Below are 15,658 nucleotides of genomic sequence, written 5' to 3' on the forward strand. Positions count from 1 at the left end.
TATTTCATGATCATGATAACTTTGCGTACCTATGAAGCTGCATATAGTTCAGAGAACAGCTTTTTATTTAACCATGTTCGGCAGGAAAAGCACGATCTGGGGAACATAGGTAAATACAAGGAGCGCGCCGACATATATCGCAATCGGGACCCAGACATACTTCATTACCTGCTTAATCGTACGACCGGCTATTGCCGCGGCAACGTAGAGGCAGATGCCGTATGGAGGCGTAAACGTTCCTATTGCAAGGTTAATAACAACGATTACGGCAAAATGCACAGGGTCGATTCCATAGCTGTTGACAGCTATCGGCATTATTACCGGAATCAGGATCAGAAGAGCCGAGACGGTCTCCATGAAACAACCGACAATCAACAGGAAGATATTGACTACAAGCAGGAAGACAATTTTTGAACTGGAGAAATTGGTCATAAAATTGCCCACGAGCTCCGGCATATTGTTGATCGAGATCAGCCATGAAAATACGCTTGCCATTCCGCAAATAACCATGATACCTGCTGTAATAGCTCCGGTATCTACAAGGATATTAGGAATATCCGACCATTTTAGTTCTCTGTAGATGAAGAGTCCTACTACAAGGCCGACGAAAACTGCCATGGCGGCTGATTCCGTTGCCGTAAAGGCTCCTGTAACGATGCCGCCGACGACTATGACCGGCATTAAGAACCCGGGCAGAGCATTAATGGTAGATTTAATTACATCTTTCCATGAGAATGGCTTATCCTCGCGGTAGGCTGAGCCGTGCGTCTTGGCAAAACGGTATGCATAAATCATCATGGCAATGCACATCAGAATGCCAGGTATGACTCCTCCCATAAAGAGATCCTTCACAGAGACCGTGATCGGTGAACAGGTCGCCAAAACCACCATGAAAAGGCTCGGAGGAATGATCGGTCCCAGAAGGCCGCCGGCTGCGAGCATAACGGCAGTGAAATCAACGTCATATCCGCGTTTGCGAATTTCCGGCAGTATTATTGAAGAAAGAGCCGCGGTGGATGCTGACCCCGAACCGGTTATTGCCGCAAATCCGGCTCCGGCCAGAACAGTCATCAGGAGAAGACTGCCAGTTACCCATCCGACAACCGCGCTTGTCCAGTCAATAATGCGCCGTGCAATTCCTCCCCTGTCCATAAGCTGTCCAGCAAGGACAAAAAATGGAATAGCCATCAGGGGGAAGCTGTCGAGGCCCGCCATCATGCGTATCGCAATCGTATTCATCGGAATATCCATGAGATACAAGAATGCGGCCGAAACAGTTCCGATTGCAAAAACGATCGGCGTACCGCTGAAAATAGCCACTACGAAAAGAATAAATATTAGAGCTAACATTATTCTTTTGCCTCCGAATCTGTCGTTGATTTTAGCTGTTTCGCGTTAAAAACAACATATTCAATCAGCCAATAGAACAGCCCGATGGGTATTATGAAATATACATAGCTCATCGGCATGTTCAGCGCCGCGGATATCTGTAAGCCGCCGACGGCGATCAGGTCAAAACTGCCGTATATGGCGACAACGAGGAATACAACGGCAAATATTCCGCAAAGCACAACGAGAATTTTTTTACTTGTGCCCTTAAGCACGCCTGTAAGGACGTCAACGCCGACATGCAGGTTGCGCTGCATCGCGACTCCGGCTCCAAAGAAAACCATCCATAACTGAGCGAACCTGGCGCTTTCTTCGGTCCATGAAATATCCATATCGTTCGGCAGGTAACGGCCTAAGATCTGAAGAAGTATCGCTATTACCATGTAAGATAATGTGATTACTATTCCAGTCTTGGCAATCAGCCTACAGACTTTAAGAATTTTCTCAAGTGTATTTATCATCTTAGATGATTATTTGCCCATATCTTGGATCTGCTTCAGAACCTCTTTAAGCTCGGGCTTCTTTATATACTTATCCGCAACTTTCTGGGCAACCTCTTTGAAGGGCGCCACATCAGGCTTCGTGATGTTGACTCCGGCCTTTTTCATAGCATCCAGGCTGGCGCTTTCGCTCTTTGCATAGGCCTCGCGCTCAACCTTCGCTGAGTAAGCGGCAGCTTCCAGAATAGCCTTCTGGACATCCTTCGGATAGGACTGGAACTTCTTCTCAGACATCATCATAGCTGTGACGCAGCGGTACCAGCTAACGAGAGCCCAGTTGGGAGCGGGACGGTAGAACTGCTGGTTGTAGCAGCTGGTGTTTGAAGCTTCGACTCCGTCAATGACTCCCTGCTCAAGCGCGCTGAACTGTTCGCTGAAGGCCATAGGAGTCGCTTTCGCACCGAATCCGTTAAAGGCGTCGATATGAATCTGGGACTGCATAGTTCTGATCTTCATCCCTTTCAGATCCTTCATGCTGTTGACGGGCTTTTTGGACGCGATGTGACGAACTCCGGCATCGTAGATAGCCAAAAGGCGAATGCCCTTCTTTGCACAGGCGTCTACAAAGAATTTTCCGGGCGCGCCGTCAGAAGCTTTGTAGAAATGCTCATCGCTGTTGAAGAGAAAGGGAAGGTCGTAGACGATGAACTCTGGGATAAAATTCGTTACCACCGTGGTAGCTGAGGTCGCAACGTCAACATTGCCGAGGAAGAGGCCTTCGGTCATTTCCTTTTCGCTTCCAAGCTGGCAGCTCGGGAAGACCTTAACCTCAAACTTGCCGTTTGTCGTTTCTTTCAGTTTTTTACCGAAAGCTTCGAGACCAAGCTGGTATGGTTCCTTGTTCGTTGCGCTGTGTCCGGCCTTTAAAACGGTGGCGCCCGCGGCGAAAGCGGAAGCCGTAAAGACAAATGACAGCACGAACGTCAAAAAGAGCACGAAAGATTTTTTCATAAGAATATCCCCCTTAGTCCAGTGTTTATTCAGTCAATTCATTATGACTATCATATTGTTAAAGCTAACGAGCAAGATACCCTCCGTCTACAGCCATAGCTGTGCCTGTGACATAAGAAGACTCATCTGAAGATAGGAAGAGGACAGCATTAGCCACTTCCTCAGGAGAGCCCATACGTCCAAGAGCAACACCGCTGACATTGCAGAGACGAGCGGCATCCGGATCCGGTGCGCGATCCCATGCCTGACGAACAAATTTCGTATCAATAGGACCGGGGCAGACGCAATTAACTCTGATATTGTCCGGCGCCAGCAAGAGAGCCAGAGATTTTGTCAGGGTAACTATGCCGCCCTTCGTTGCAGAATATACTGGGCTCATGGGAGAACCGACTTTTCCGGCAATTGAGGAATCGAAAACAATCGCGCCGCCGCCTGTCTTTCTCATTTCCTCGACAGCGTACTTCGCGCTGAAGAAACAACTTCTCAGGTTCACGGCAACTGTCTGATCCCATCCCTCTTCAGTAACTTCATCCAGACCTCCGGGGCCCGGCACGCCGGCATTGCTGAAGAGTATATCCAGCCTCCCGTAGCTTTCCACCGCTGTCTTTATCATCTTCTGCAAATCCGCGAGCTTAGACACATCTGTATGGACAAGAATGGCCTCCCCACCCGCTTCTTTAATCAGCTTTACCGTCTCTTCGCCTTTGCTGAGTGTCCTTACTGCCACTACAACCTTTGCGCCGTTCTTGGCATAAAGGCAGGCGGCTGCTTTTCCTATGCCCGCTCCTGCGCCTGAAACCACAGCGACTTTACCAGCTAATTTCAAGTTCATCTTTCCCCTTTGTCAATCTTTTACAGAAGTATCGAGCGATACTTCTTTAAGATTTGCTGAATTTACAATTGTCGAACGGCAGAGAATAACATGACCACACAACGACCTCATAGAAGACAGTAAACTTTGGTACCTATCGCCGTAGATCCAGCAAATAACCATGTTATTTCCAGAGTGCCTGTTAATCCTTAATTTCCTTCGTTATGGGCCAACCGAGGCCAAGGCTCACAGCTGACTTTCCGGCAGCTCCGCCGACTACCGCGATATCAAAATAGCCGAAGTCTCTTACCATCGGAACCATCGTGTCATCCGACGCATTGATTAGCCATCTGTATCCGGGAAGTACAATCTTGCTTTCGATGCGCGGGATAACCTGATGTTTGAACTGCCCCCACTTACGGCGGCACTTGGCGTAAAGATACTGCTTGACGTCAAACTTTGACCAACCTGCGTTGGCAATCATTCTGGCGTGGTCAGGAGCAAGAAGCAACGCCACCTTCATGCGCGGAGGCGTTACGTAGCCCAGCCATGAACGCGCACCGAGCCAGCCCATTGAGTCTATTGAGGAAGCGAAGGTACGAAGAAGAGTTTCCGGCGTGTCGCTCTCCATATCCTCTATTTCCATGAGCGACTGGCACGGAATTGCCGTAACGCAATTCGAGCCCGGCTTGAATCCCTTTTCGACGCTGAAAGGTTCCCATGGGTTTTCAGCTTCATTTTCAGCTGCGCAGAAGCTGTATTTGATTGGGGAGCCGATCGTATCCATATCGCGTATACGGGCATATGTAAAACCGATATTCATCATGCAGAGGCGCACTGCTCTTCCGATGGCCGTATTTGCCGCCGAATCTTTGCCAGGGCCAAAACAGCATGACTCGCTGTTCATCCCTATTTGTTTGGCAATAGGTCCGTTTACAAGAAGTATGGGGGCGTGAGCGCCGGTGGACTGAGCCAGGATGGTCAAAACAAACTCTTCTACATCCATAGCTTCAATTATAGCTATCAATATAGGCAGGTGTGCGGGCTCGCAGCCGGCCATAACGCAGTTGGCTGCAATTTTTTCTACTGTGGCCAGCCCCATGCCGGGCTGCATTTTAAGGATAACTTCATGACGGCCGCGTTTCGTGCCAGTCAGCATGCGGTTAACAGCTTCCTCGGTGGGCGGAACGATCGGGAATCCGTCTCCCCAGCCGTGGTTAATGAAATAACGGTTGAGGTTGTAGCCCCAATCAAAATAATCTTCTCCCTCAATGGTTATACGCTCCGGTTCGACTTGATGTTCCAGAGGAACTTCTTTTACCGGCTTGTCTGATGCAGCAGCCTCGCCAGCTTTTTTCTTCGGAGGGAAGAGAAGCTCGCCTTCATGAGTCAAACCGTAAACTACGGCGTCATAGAGCGCCTCGCCGGTCTGAGCAACTTCTTCCTCTGGCATCTCGGTGAAGGGATGAGGCATTACTGCTCTGCGTGCTCTCAGCAATCCTCTGGTTTTGAATTCCGATGCATTAATCGGCAAAAATCCTTTGGCTACAATTCCTACGGTTGGAAGACCTCTTTTTTCTAGGGAGCTTACGTCACGCGTAAGCCATGCTGTGCACGATCCTCAGTCTCCTGTGGTAGCGATGGCCGCTTGGCACTCCGCCGCAATTACTCTATCGTATACCTCATCACCATGAGGCCAGCCCTGAGTAAATAATTCTGTCTCAACGTTATACTCTTTTTTCAAGCGAGCCGCTATTGTTTTTAATGCTATGTCGCCTTTCGCCTTGCCATTCCACCATAACGCTATCTTCTTTCCTTCAAGGCTAGTCAAGCTAGCCGCTGGCGTTATAGTCTTTGATTCGACTTTAGCCACAGGATTCACTATTGTCATTGAGACATTCTGAGCTTTTTCCACTGACATTCCTTATACCTCCTTGAAGTATCAATAACACATTTAGTAACAAGATTCATTATTTCTGTTACTAAATTTTAAGCTTTCCCCTTCGACACCCACTACCTCCCTTCGAAGTCCTGCAGGAGTTCAGCTTTTTGTTCACTACCATGTATCCTTGAGATGGTGTCATTTTAAAACAGAATTAAGGAACTGTCAATTTATGTGGACTAATGTCCCATAGGACTAATGTCCCAATAATAGTATTTGCTTTTTATGTAGTTAGCGAGAAACTGTAAGGCTGATAATTAAAACATTAAAAGAAAAGCCCTAAATATCACTAGCTATAGCGAACAAGCCATGGCAATATAATATACGCCACAAGCTTGAAGACATCATAATCATTGGGCTATGTGCTACGGTATGCGGGGTCAGAGATGGATATTTTCCTCAATAGGACCACCGTTCCACTAACGATGCGCAGCTGTTCCGTCAGAGACATCCCCACCGTCTTAAAGACGGCAGGCGCACTATTGTGCCAGTGTTATTCCCAATTTTGATGGTTTTGACACTACAATCTGGTGATATCAAGGCTTTACAAAAAAATAATAAGGAAAAATATACGTAGAAAATCTGCAATTATCGGGAGAAAACTAAGATAATGAAACCATAGACTACGTAAGAACCCCAGGATAGATTGTTCCAGAACAGACTAGAAAATATGATAAATATGGACCATGGCGTGATTTGCCGCCGGATTATGGTGACTGAAAAAACATACATCGCCGTTTTTGCCGCTGGCGCGACCGAGGAGAATGGGAGCGATTACTGGAACTTCTGATAAACGAGCCGGATTTTGATATCGTTCTGTCTATTTTAGGGGTATTCTGACATTGAAGCGGATATCAGCTCAAAATCGACGGCGATTTTGAGCTAATAGATTCAAGAGGTATCGCCGCCGTTGTTTCAAAAAAATTTTGGCAACGGGGTTGTTCAAAGCCGTAGGTAAGGCTGTATCCGTTATTTATTTCATTATCCGGCACTCTTTTATAATCTAGTCCGTCCCCGCTAAAATATATACCATTGATTTTCTTTCTTCGCGCTCTGCAAGCAGACCTTCCATGACCATTTCATTGTTTTTCATTCTTCGCCGGCGATTTTTGCGATTATCTCGTCCGCGGCCTCCGGCCTTGCCAGCTCTTTGGCCGCCGCGCTCATCCTCTGCGCGGCCTCTCCGGCAAAGAGCGCGCCGACGCTCTCCGCCGCGCGCGAGGGGCGCGGCAGGGGCCAGGCGGCGCCATTTGACGTCAGGTAGGCCATATTTAGCTCCTCCTGTCCCGGCACGGGGTCGATGAGCAGCATCGGCAGCCCGGCGCAGAGCGCCTCGGAGGCGGAAAGCCCGCCGGGCTTCATCACCGCCGCGTCGGCGGCGGCGTAGTAATCCTCCATATTGGAGACGAAGCCCTCTATCCTCACGTTCTCCTTATAGCGGAAATATCCCTTCATCTGCGCGAGCAGCTTCGCGTTGCTGCCGCAGATCACGGCGGCGCGCGTGCCGCGCAGCGCCGCGAGCGACTTCGCCGCCTTGAACACGGAGCCCGCGCCGATGCCGCCGCCGCTGACGAGAATCACCCGTTCGTCCTGCGGCAGGCCTAGCTTTGCCCGCGCCTCTTCTTTTGAAAGAAGGTTTTTAAACTTCTGCGCGATAGGCACGCCGGTGTCGCTCACATTGTATATCCCCTCAGCGAGACGCTGCCGCACGGCGTTCGGGCTGCCCGCGAATGACCAGGCGAACTCCGCGCCGCGCTGGAAGCGGTGGCTCTCAAAATCGGTATCGGCGCAGTAGACGGAGATACGCCCTGCCTCCATCTTCGCCAGCTCGGAGGCACCGAAGTAGTGCGTAAATATCGCCGCCTCGGTGCCGTTCGCGGCGAAAAGATTTCTCAGCCTCGGCAGATAGAGGTGGCAGAGCCTTTCGTGCGTCCACTCAAAGGCCCGGGACTGCGGACCCGGACGGTCTGAGCCCCAGTAAAAGGCCCCCCACAGCCACGGCGCATGGCGCGCCATCGCGACATAGCCCTCCGAAACGACATATTTGAGCCACGCGGGGACAAAATCCAGAATATCGCAGCAGATGACGCGCCCCTGCGGGTTATATGCGAGAAAGGCCTCGCAGAGGGCGAAGGCCGCCGTGCGGTGGCCCGTCCCCTCGGAGGCGTATATCACCGCGAGAGAGTTTAATTTTTTCATACAAGTCCTTTAAATAGGTCGCCGAGCGTCACCTTCGGCGCGGCATTGCGCTCCTTCTCGACCCGGATCGCCGCCAGTATCGAGTCGCGCATCTGCTCCTGCGTGTAGTTGCGCGGGAAATAGAGCGCGGAGGCGTCACCGTGGCCGCCGCCGCGGATCTTCTTGCCGTCCTTCAGCAGCGCCAGCACCCGCCCCGCGAGGCCGTCGCGGCTGCGCATCGAGACCGCCCAGTCGCCGCCGAACCGCTTCGCGGCCACCGCCGCCACCTCGGGCGGATTGTCGTCGCGGTCGAGGATCAGGCCGCAGAAATCGGAGACGTCGCCGTACTCCAGCACCCCGTCGCAGACAAACGCCAATTCGCCGCCCGAGCGCCAGATATGCTCCTTCGCCAGCGCGAAGCGCACCTCCTGCCGTTCCGTGAACTCCTCCGCGCCGGCCAGCTCCACAGGGGAGAGCTCCGCGCGCGGGTTGTCCATCAGACGCGCCAACATGCCCCATTGACCGCACATCGTGACGAGAGCCTGCCACAGGCGACTCTCCGGCATCTCTCCGAGCCAGAGGTCGCGGTCGTTGGCGATCTTCATCACCGGTTCAAGCTCCGCAAGCACCGCCTGCGTGCGTTCATCCTTCGCGTTTTCGCGCAGCCACCGCCAATAGACGAGGGCCCCGCAGTAATTTGTGTCGATCACGGCCCACTTGCGGTTGCCGTAGCGCTCGAAGGTGCTCTTGTGGTGGTCGAAGAGGAAGGGGCGGCGACCGTCGTTCCAGAGCTTGTCAATCTCGTCCACCGTCTGCTCTCGCTGGCAGAAGAGATCCAGCACGAGCGGCTCCTGTCCCGCCGCAAGCGTCTCAAGGATCAGCATATCCACATCGCCATACCCGGTGAGCGAAATGCGCACGAGGCGGTCACAGTGGTGGACATGCCAGGCGAGCGCCGCCGCCGCGACGCCGTCGAGATCCGTATGGCTGATTATATGAAGAAGAGGTTTATCCATTGTAATTCCTCCGGTTTTTGTAAATAATATATATCACAAAGAGGTTGATGTAAATTAAAAATACTGTAATAAGTTTTGGACAAAACAGCGGGATAACCGCGGAAAGTTCCCGCAGGGGATATAATTCAGTCAAAGAGGTGGCAATAAATATGAAAAAAGCGGTCATAGATATCGGGACAAACTTGGTGAAGCTCATTATCGGGGAGCGTTCACAGAGAGACGCCATAAAAATTATCTTGGACGTCAACGTGATAACCAAGCTCGGCGAAGGAATGCGGGAGGACGGCAGGCTCTCGGAGGCGGTGATGGCGCGCACGGCGCAGGCCGTCGTGAAATTCGCGGATTTCGCCCGCTCACAGGGGGCGGAGGAGGTCGTCTGCGTCGGCACAATGGCGCTGCGCACGGCGGAAAACGCCGGAGACTTCATCAAAAAGGTGCGCGCGGCGGGCGGCCCGGAGGTGCGAGTCCTCTCCGGCGAAGAGGAGGCGGCGCTCTCCAGCCGCGCGGTGCTGAACAGCATAGACGGCGCCTCACGCGGCGAGGCTTTAATCTTCGACACCGGCGGCGGCAGCACGGAGTTCGTGCGCGCGGCGGGCGGCGAAATAGAGAGAGCGTTCAGCGTGCCGGTGGGCGCGGTGACGCTCACCGACGAAAATTTCAAAAGCTCGCCGTCCGACCCGCGGCTGGTCTGCTCCGTGATCGCGGCGCTCACCAAGAAATTCTCCGAGGCGGGCGTCAGGGCGGGCGCGGCCATGATGATCGGCGCGGGCGGCAACGTCACCGCGATCGCCTCCGTCGCCGCCGGTCTGGAACGCTACGATCCCAACGTGATACATGGAAGCGCCCTCACGCGGGAAGAGATAATGCGCCAGACGGCGCTCTACGCGAAGTGTACCGACGAAGAGCGCCGCGAAATAAAGGGACTCTCGCCGAAAAGAGCCGACATCATCCTCGGGGGGGCCTGCATCATCCTCGCCGCGATGGAGGCGGCGGGGGCCAAAGAGATCGTCGTAAGCGACCGCAGCCTGCGCCATGAGCTGCTGAGAAAAGAACTGAGTACGGATACGAAAATTTAAAACTTCCTTGCCACACATAGACGGCGGGCGTTTGTCCCGCCGCCAAATCAACGCTAGAAACAGCCGCCGCTGAAAACGGCGGCTGTCGCTTTCCGGACGCCTACCGCCGCTCAACACGGAGCTGTAATTCGGCAGATAAAGAAAATTTATAAAAAACCCCAACATATGTCCCTTTTTTGTTGGACTTTTGTTGGACTTAGCTCTCTATAATCTAAGAAAAAGAGATTTTATCGCGGAATATTGGACGTCGGGGAATTTTATCCCAACACCGTATGCATCTTTAGGCCATAAAAATAGAGCGGTTTTTTTATGAGAGGAGACAAAGTATGACAAATACAATATGCTCATATGGAACCTCTATGTCAATTTTTTGTATATATAATTTAAAAAACCATACTTTTAACGAGAGAGAGAGAGAGAGAGAGAGAGAGAGTTTCTAAACAATACTCTTTTCAATTTAACTCCGCCATTCTCCCACATGAATACGGCGCCGGTAAACGGAGATGCGCCCTCACCAAACGCACCTCCGTTTGTAGTGCCTCCATACCAGTACGCAATCTCATTTACTCTTTGTCAATGCCGGGGGTGGTCATAAAAACCGGCTGATAATTAACGGGCGCGTATCGGTCCAGTCTCTGACTTTAGCTTTTCACCTGAATATGGAAGGATGATCATAATGTTAAAACGGATAAAAATGTTTTTCGTAATGCTTGCGGCGCTGATGCTGATCGCCGCACCGGCAATGGCAACAGACGTTAGAAATTTCGACGAGTTAAAAACTGCAATTAACGCTGGTGGCTCCATAACGTTACAAGACAATATTACGGGGATTATAGAAGGTTTAACTTTAGACCAAAAAGACGTTGTTCTAGATTTGAACGGCAAAGAACTCTCAACCGCAGATAATTTCGATAAGATATTTATCAATGTAAAAGGAGGTTCTTTGAGGATCAATAATGATGGCGCTATCACCTCAAACAAAAACACGTTTTTTGTTAAAAACGGCGGCCGCCTCGAAATCACTGGGCCAAGCTCTTTAACAACAATAAACGATATGCTAATTGGCCTTAATAGCAACGATGGAGGAAATACCTTATCTATATCAGGTAATGCGAAGCTGAATGGTAAATCCGGCATCACCATGATATTGTCATACTCATCTGAATCGTATGTCAATAATATTTCAATATCCGCCGGTGAATTTCACGGGGGTATCGTTATTAAAGATTATGACAAAGCCCCGGAAAATTTTCAAATCACCGGAGGAGCATTTAAATCTAACCCGTCGAAATATCTGAAAGGCAACTACGAGGCGACAGAGGGGGACGATGGCCTATTCCACGTCCATACAAAAACGCCGACACCGACACCCGGCCCCATCGACCCCGCGCCAACCCCCGTCAATCCGGTCATCGGCGGCGTCTCCGACGATGTGAAGGCCGAGATCAAGCCGGAGCTGGCGGTAACTGAGGGCGACCCCGCCGCGGCCGCGAAAAAGATCGGCGGCGCGCTGGCGGCGGAACAGCTGACGAGAAATAAGGACGGTAATACGATCGTGGAGCCAGAGGTGGCGGTCAAGGCGGCCAACAAGCTGGGGACGCTCAGCAGCGTGACCTCGAAGGACGTCGTCGCCCTGCCTGTATTCACGACGCCCGCGATCGACGCCGACAAGGACAAGACGATAATGATCTCCTATCAGATACTCGGCTCCGACCTCAAGGCGAAAAAGCCCGCCGACGTCAAGGTGCTGAAAATTCTCGGCGCGGAGAAGGGCGAACTCTTTACCTACGCCTCCGCGATCACCAAAGATATGGATAAAAAGTTCACCGTAATGAAGGACGACGACAGCGGCACGATATTCACCGGCGAGATAGACGGATATACCATGTACCGTCTCGCGCTCTTCATCAAGGACGGCGGTAAATTCGACCTCGACGGCAAAAAAGACGGTGCGGTCGCCGACCCGACGGTGATCCTCGGAGCGGAAAAGAAGGCCTCCGGCGGCAGCTCCAGCGGCTGCAGCGCGGGACTCGGAGCGCTGGCCCTGCTCTCCCTCGCGGCGCTTCCCCTGGTATACAGAAGAAAAAAGTAGACGTATTCAGCCGTCCGGCACAACCATGCCGGACGGTGAAACTGCTCTATATGAGCGGCGCGAGCCGCTGACCGATTCCCCCTGAACGGGCCGCGTTCACGCCGCTTTTTATATAGAGATACCAATATAGTATTCTCCCATCCACCAGTCAGAGATCAGGGGGGGGAACCGGCGGACGGCATTCCGCCGGTTATTTTTTTGAGACGGCGGCATAAAGTCTTACAATTACGTAAAACCCGCCGTTAATGTCCCTTAAACTCTTGACAAATTATTCCGTGGGTAGTATTCTTTCGCACAAGTTAAATATAGAAACCGATGAGGCGGAGATAAAATCTCTATACGCACCTTACAGAGAGCGGGGATGGTGAGAAACCGCGGGAGAGGCAAAGGGATAAATGGACCGAGGAGGGCGCACGGAAAGGGCAATCCCCGAGTATGGTGCGACGCAGGCGCAGCGTAAAAGGCGCGGGAGCGTGACAGCGCTCTTTGAGCGGGCCGTGTATACGGCCAACGAAGGTGGCACCGCAGATAAGAAAATTGATCTGTCCTTCGGCATGAGAGAAATCCATGCCGAAGGACAGATTTTTTTTACAGACAAGAGACCAGATAAGACAAGAAAGGACAGATAAGAATGAACGGAACAGAGACAGGCAGAGAGAGAACAGTCGCAGTTGAGGAGAGGGCCGCGGGGCTCTCAGTGTCGCAGATAATGCTGGTGGCGGTGCTGCTGGCGGCGGGGGCGGTGATGAAGTTTTTCATCGGTTCTATATTTTCCGCGGGCATGAAGCCGAACTTCATCATCGCCATGTACTGCCTCGCGATCCTTCTGGTAAGGCCGCGCTTTAAGGAGGCGGCGGTCATCGGGCTGCTCGCGGGCGCGGTCTGCCAGTTTTTCCCCGGCACCCCATACCTCAACTTCCCCAGCGAAATGGCGGGGGCGCTCGTAATGGCGCTCTTCGCAAAAATGGGCGGCCGCTTCGGCGGTTTCCTGATGCCAGCGATTTCGACCTTTATCACGACGGTGGTCAGCGGCGGCGTCTTCATGGCGCTGCTCTACGCGCTCTTTTTCTCCGGCGGCGCGACGGCCCCAGCGCCCTTTGCGGTATTCGCGGGGATAATCTTCGGCACCGCCGCCGTAAACTGCGTCATCGTCCAGGTGCTTTATATACCGATCGCTGCCGCCCTCAAGATGCGCACGGCGGCCAGATAGGAGAGGCGGCGATGATCTCCGTCGAAAACCTCTCCTTTATCTATGAGGGCGCGGAGAGGCGGGCGCTGGACGGCGTCTCGCTGCGTATCCCGCGCGGGGCCTTCGCCGTGGTCACAGGAGCGAGCGGTTCGGGCAAAAGCACGCTGCTCCGCGCGATGGCGGGGATCGTACCGCACTATCTGCGCGGCAGATTCTTCGGCGCGGTGAAGGTCGGCGGCCTCGACACTCTTGAGAACTCCCCCCAGCAGATAGCGCGGCTCGCCGGTTTCGTCGGCGAGGACATCGAAAGCCAGATGGTCTGCGAGACGGTGGAGGAGGATCTGCTCTTCGGGCTGGAAAATTTCGCCGTGCCCCGTGCGGAGATAGAGGAGCGCATCGCCTCTGCGCTGGAGATGCTCTCCATTTCCCATCTGCGCGACAGAAAGATATCCTCGCTCTCCGGCGGACAGAGGCAGAAGACGGCGCTCGCCGCGATGCTGGCCCTCTCGCCGCAGGTGCTTATCCTTGACAATCCCTCTGCGGAGCTCGACCCCGCGGCCACGGAAAATCTCTATTCCGCCCTCGCCGCGCTCAACGCGCGCGGCATGACGGTGGTCGCGGCGGAGCAGAAGGTTGGTCTGCTTTGCCGCTTCACTACGCAGATGATCGTGATGGAGGAGGGCGGCGCGGCGCTCTGCGGAACGACGCGGCAGGTGATGAACGAAACGGAGGCGCTCGCCTCGGCCGGGGTCATGCTTCCGCGCCGCATAAAGCTCGGCGCGCGGCTTCGCGCGGAGGGGCTTTACGACGGAGATATGCCGCTCGATATTCCGCGGGCGGCGGCGATAGTGAGGGGGATATGTCAATGATAGAATTCAAAAACGTCTCCTACGGCTACGGCGAGGAACCGCTTCTCTCCGGCCTCTCCTTCCGGCTCGCGGCGGGGTCGTTCACCGCCGTCGCGGGAGAGAACGGCGCGGGCAAATCGACGCTCTGCCGTCTCGCCGCCGCGCTGCTGCGTCCCACGGCGGGCGAGGTCGTCAGCAACGGCCTCCACACCTCCAAAGAAAAGGGGGTGGCCTTCGCCGCCTTCACCGGCTTTCTATTCCAGAACCCAGACCGGCAGATATGCCGCGCCACCGTCGGAGAAGAGATAATGTTCGGCCTGCGCTGTATAAGCTCCGACGGCAAAGAGGCGCGGCTCGCGGCGGAGGCGGTCATCGAGGAATTCGGCTTCTCCCCCGAGCGGGAGATATTCTATATGAGCCGCGGCGAACGCCAGATGCTCGCGCTGGCCTCGGTGCTCGTGCGCCGCCCGAAGATACTGATCGCCGACGAACCGACCTCGGGGCTCGACCGCCGCCAGTATGAGTTTGTCGCGGAGCGGCTCAAAGAGGCGCGGCGACGCGGCGCTACGGTGCTGATGGTGACGCACGACATGGAGCTCGCCGAAGAGCTGGCCGACGACATGCTCATCGTCGGAGGCGGCGCGGTGAGGGCTCACGGCCCCGCCTCCGGGCTGTTCTCCGACCGGAGGCTCATGGAGGACTCCTCGCTGCGCCTGACGGAGATGCGCGAACTTGCCGCCCTGCTCGGCGGAGACTTTGCGAACGCCGGCTCCGTCGACGAAATGGCGGAGACCGTAAAAGACAAAAGAAAAAGGAAGGTGGCATAGATGAACGGACTTTTTGACTGCGCTGGCGGCGACGGCTTCATATACCGCCTCAACCCCTCGATAAAAATAATGCTCGCCTTCGCGGCGGGCATGGCTGCCTTCGCCGTAAGAAACATCTCCGGCGCTTTGTTTATCGCGGCGCTGACGGTGGCCGCCGCGGCCCTCTCCGGCCTCGGCAGGAAGGCGCTCTCGATGGCGCTGCTGCTCGTGAAAATATCGGCGCTGCTCTTTGTCATACAGCTGCTCTGCGTACAGAGCGGCAGCGCGCTTATTTCCGTGGGGCCGGTAAAGGTGACCGACGAAGGGCTGCGCTTCTCGCTGCTGATGGCGGCGAAGCTGATCGCCGCCTCCCTGCCGCTGATGCTCGCGCTATCGGCGACAAAACGCGGCGACCTCGCCAACTCCCTCGTGCAAAACTGCCGCCTGCCATACCGCTACGCCTTCGCGCTCACCGCGACGCTGAAATTCATCCCCACCCTCGCCGCGGAGATGGCGCAGGTAATGGAGGCGCAGCGCGCGCGCGGCGTGGACTTCGAGGTGCGCAACCCCCTCAAAAAGGCCGCCCTCATCGCGCCGCTCTGCCTGCCGCTCCTGCTCTCCTGCGTCCGCAAGATAGAAAACAGCGCCGTCGCCGCCCAGCTGCGCGGCTTCGAACTGCGCCGCCGCGACAGCGGATATAAAAGCTATGCCATAGGTATGAAAGAGGCCGCGGCCGCCGCGGTGAGCGTGGTGACCCTTTCGGTCGCCCTTCTCCTGTAAAATCGGCGTTTATCAAAATCGGCGCGAATAAGCACCGTATGCGTCATAAGCCGGTCCCTAAGTGTCCTCGCCGTATGAAC

Annotated in this window: 14 protein-coding genes and 1 pseudogene; 7 read left to right on the forward strand and 8 right to left on the reverse strand. The window is 54.1% G+C overall.

Features of this window, described 5'->3' with window-relative positions; translation table 11 throughout:
- Nucleotides 1-63: 63 nt before the first annotated feature.
- From LIO98_RS06745 to LIO98_RS06765, 5 genes are all read right to left on the reverse strand, one after another.
- Nucleotides 64-1,350, reverse strand: coding sequence for a TRAP transporter large permease (locus LIO98_RS06745; RefSeq protein WP_066741887.1), 1,287 nt, complete (start codon nucleotides 1,348-1,350; stop codon nucleotides 64-66).
- Nucleotides 1,350-1,850: a TRAP transporter small permease gene (locus tag LIO98_RS06750; protein WP_066741884.1), complete on the reverse strand. Its 501-nt coding sequence runs from the start codon at nucleotides 1,848-1,850 to the stop codon at nucleotides 1,350-1,352. The genes LIO98_RS06745 and LIO98_RS06750 overlap by 1 nt, the downstream gene beginning before the upstream one ends.
- A gap of 9 nt (nucleotides 1,851-1,859) precedes the next feature.
- Nucleotides 1,860-2,840: a TRAP transporter substrate-binding protein gene (locus LIO98_RS06755; RefSeq protein WP_168950359.1), complete on the reverse strand. Its 981-nt coding sequence runs from the start codon at nucleotides 2,838-2,840 to the stop codon at nucleotides 1,860-1,862.
- A gap of 64 nt (nucleotides 2,841-2,904) precedes the next feature.
- On the reverse strand, nucleotides 2,905-3,672 hold the full coding sequence (locus tag LIO98_RS06760; protein ID WP_277002135.1) for a glucose 1-dehydrogenase: 768 nt from the start codon (nucleotides 3,670-3,672) through the stop codon (nucleotides 2,905-2,907).
- Between the two features lie 181 nt (nucleotides 3,673-3,853).
- Nucleotides 3,854-5,572, reverse strand: a complete 1,719-nt coding sequence (locus LIO98_RS06765) for a UGSC family (seleno)protein (RefSeq protein WP_291954580.1) — start codon at nucleotides 5,570-5,572, stop codon at nucleotides 3,854-3,856.
- Between the two features lie 705 nt (nucleotides 5,573-6,277).
- Here LIO98_RS06765 and LIO98_RS06770 point away from each other — a divergent pair.
- A pseudogene (locus LIO98_RS06770) lies at nucleotides 6,278-6,403 on the forward strand (transposase); the annotation flags it as partial.
- Between the two features lie 279 nt (nucleotides 6,404-6,682).
- On the opposite strand, the gene LIO98_RS06775 reads toward LIO98_RS06770, so the two are convergent.
- Complete coding sequence (locus tag LIO98_RS06775) at nucleotides 6,683-7,792, reverse strand: glycosyltransferase (protein ID WP_291954582.1); 1,110 nt, start codon at nucleotides 7,790-7,792, stop codon at nucleotides 6,683-6,685.
- A complete protein-coding gene (locus tag LIO98_RS06780) occupies nucleotides 7,789-8,787 on the reverse strand; it encodes a phosphohydrolase (protein ID WP_291954584.1) in 999 nt (332 codons plus the stop codon). The genes LIO98_RS06775 and LIO98_RS06780 overlap by 4 nt, the downstream gene beginning before the upstream one ends.
- A 149-nt stretch (nucleotides 8,788-8,936) precedes the next feature.
- Here LIO98_RS06780 and LIO98_RS06785 point away from each other — a divergent pair, with 149 nt between their 5' ends.
- Entirely contained in the window at nucleotides 8,937-9,863 is a 927-nt protein-coding gene (locus LIO98_RS06785) for a Ppx/GppA phosphatase family protein (protein ID WP_291954586.1), read from the forward strand.
- Between the two features lie 609 nt (nucleotides 9,864-10,472).
- Here the strand turns inward: LIO98_RS06785 and LIO98_RS06790 are convergent.
- On the reverse strand, nucleotides 10,473-11,039 hold the full coding sequence (locus LIO98_RS06790) for a hypothetical protein (protein ID WP_291954588.1): 567 nt from the start codon (nucleotides 11,037-11,039) through the stop codon (nucleotides 10,473-10,475).
- On the opposite strand from LIO98_RS06790, the gene LIO98_RS06795 reads away from it, so the two are divergent.
- The 5 genes from LIO98_RS06795 to LIO98_RS06815 all read left to right on the forward strand — a co-directional run bounded on the left by LIO98_RS06795 (nucleotide 11,011) and on the right by LIO98_RS06815 (nucleotide 15,578).
- The gene (locus LIO98_RS06795) at nucleotides 11,011-11,955 is read left to right on the forward strand and encodes a Synerg-CTERM sorting domain-containing protein (RefSeq protein ID WP_291954591.1); all 945 of its coding nucleotides are present in this window, start codon (nucleotides 11,011-11,013) and stop codon (nucleotides 11,953-11,955) included. The two genes, LIO98_RS06790 and LIO98_RS06795, sit on opposite strands and share 29 nt — an antisense overlap.
- A gap of 631 nt (nucleotides 11,956-12,586) precedes the next feature.
- A complete protein-coding gene (locus LIO98_RS06800) occupies nucleotides 12,587-13,165 on the forward strand; it encodes a tryptophan transporter (RefSeq protein WP_291954593.1) in 579 nt (192 codons plus the stop codon).
- Nucleotides 13,166-13,176: 11 nt separating this feature from the next.
- Nucleotides 13,177-14,013 carry an ABC transporter ATP-binding protein gene (locus tag LIO98_RS06805; RefSeq protein WP_291954595.1) on the forward strand — a complete coding sequence of 279 codons (837 nt, stop codon included), beginning with the start codon at nucleotides 13,177-13,179 and terminating at the stop codon, nucleotides 14,011-14,013.
- Nucleotides 14,010-14,819 carry an ABC transporter ATP-binding protein gene (locus tag LIO98_RS06810; RefSeq protein ID WP_291954599.1) on the forward strand — a complete coding sequence of 270 codons (810 nt, stop codon included), beginning with the start codon at nucleotides 14,010-14,012 and terminating at the stop codon, nucleotides 14,817-14,819. Before LIO98_RS06805 ends, LIO98_RS06810 begins: the two co-directional genes overlap by 4 nt.
- Nucleotides 14,820-15,578 (forward strand): energy-coupling factor transporter transmembrane component T, encoded by a 759-nt coding sequence (locus tag LIO98_RS06815; RefSeq protein ID WP_291954600.1) that lies wholly within the window; start codon nucleotides 14,820-14,822, stop codon nucleotides 15,576-15,578. It abuts the gene before it with no gap.
- The last annotated feature ends 80 nt before the right edge of the window (nucleotides 15,579-15,658 follow it).

Origin of the sequence: Cloacibacillus sp., assembly GCF_020860125.1 — a bacterium.
Taxonomy (GTDB): domain Bacteria; phylum Synergistota; class Synergistia; order Synergistales; family Synergistaceae; genus Cloacibacillus.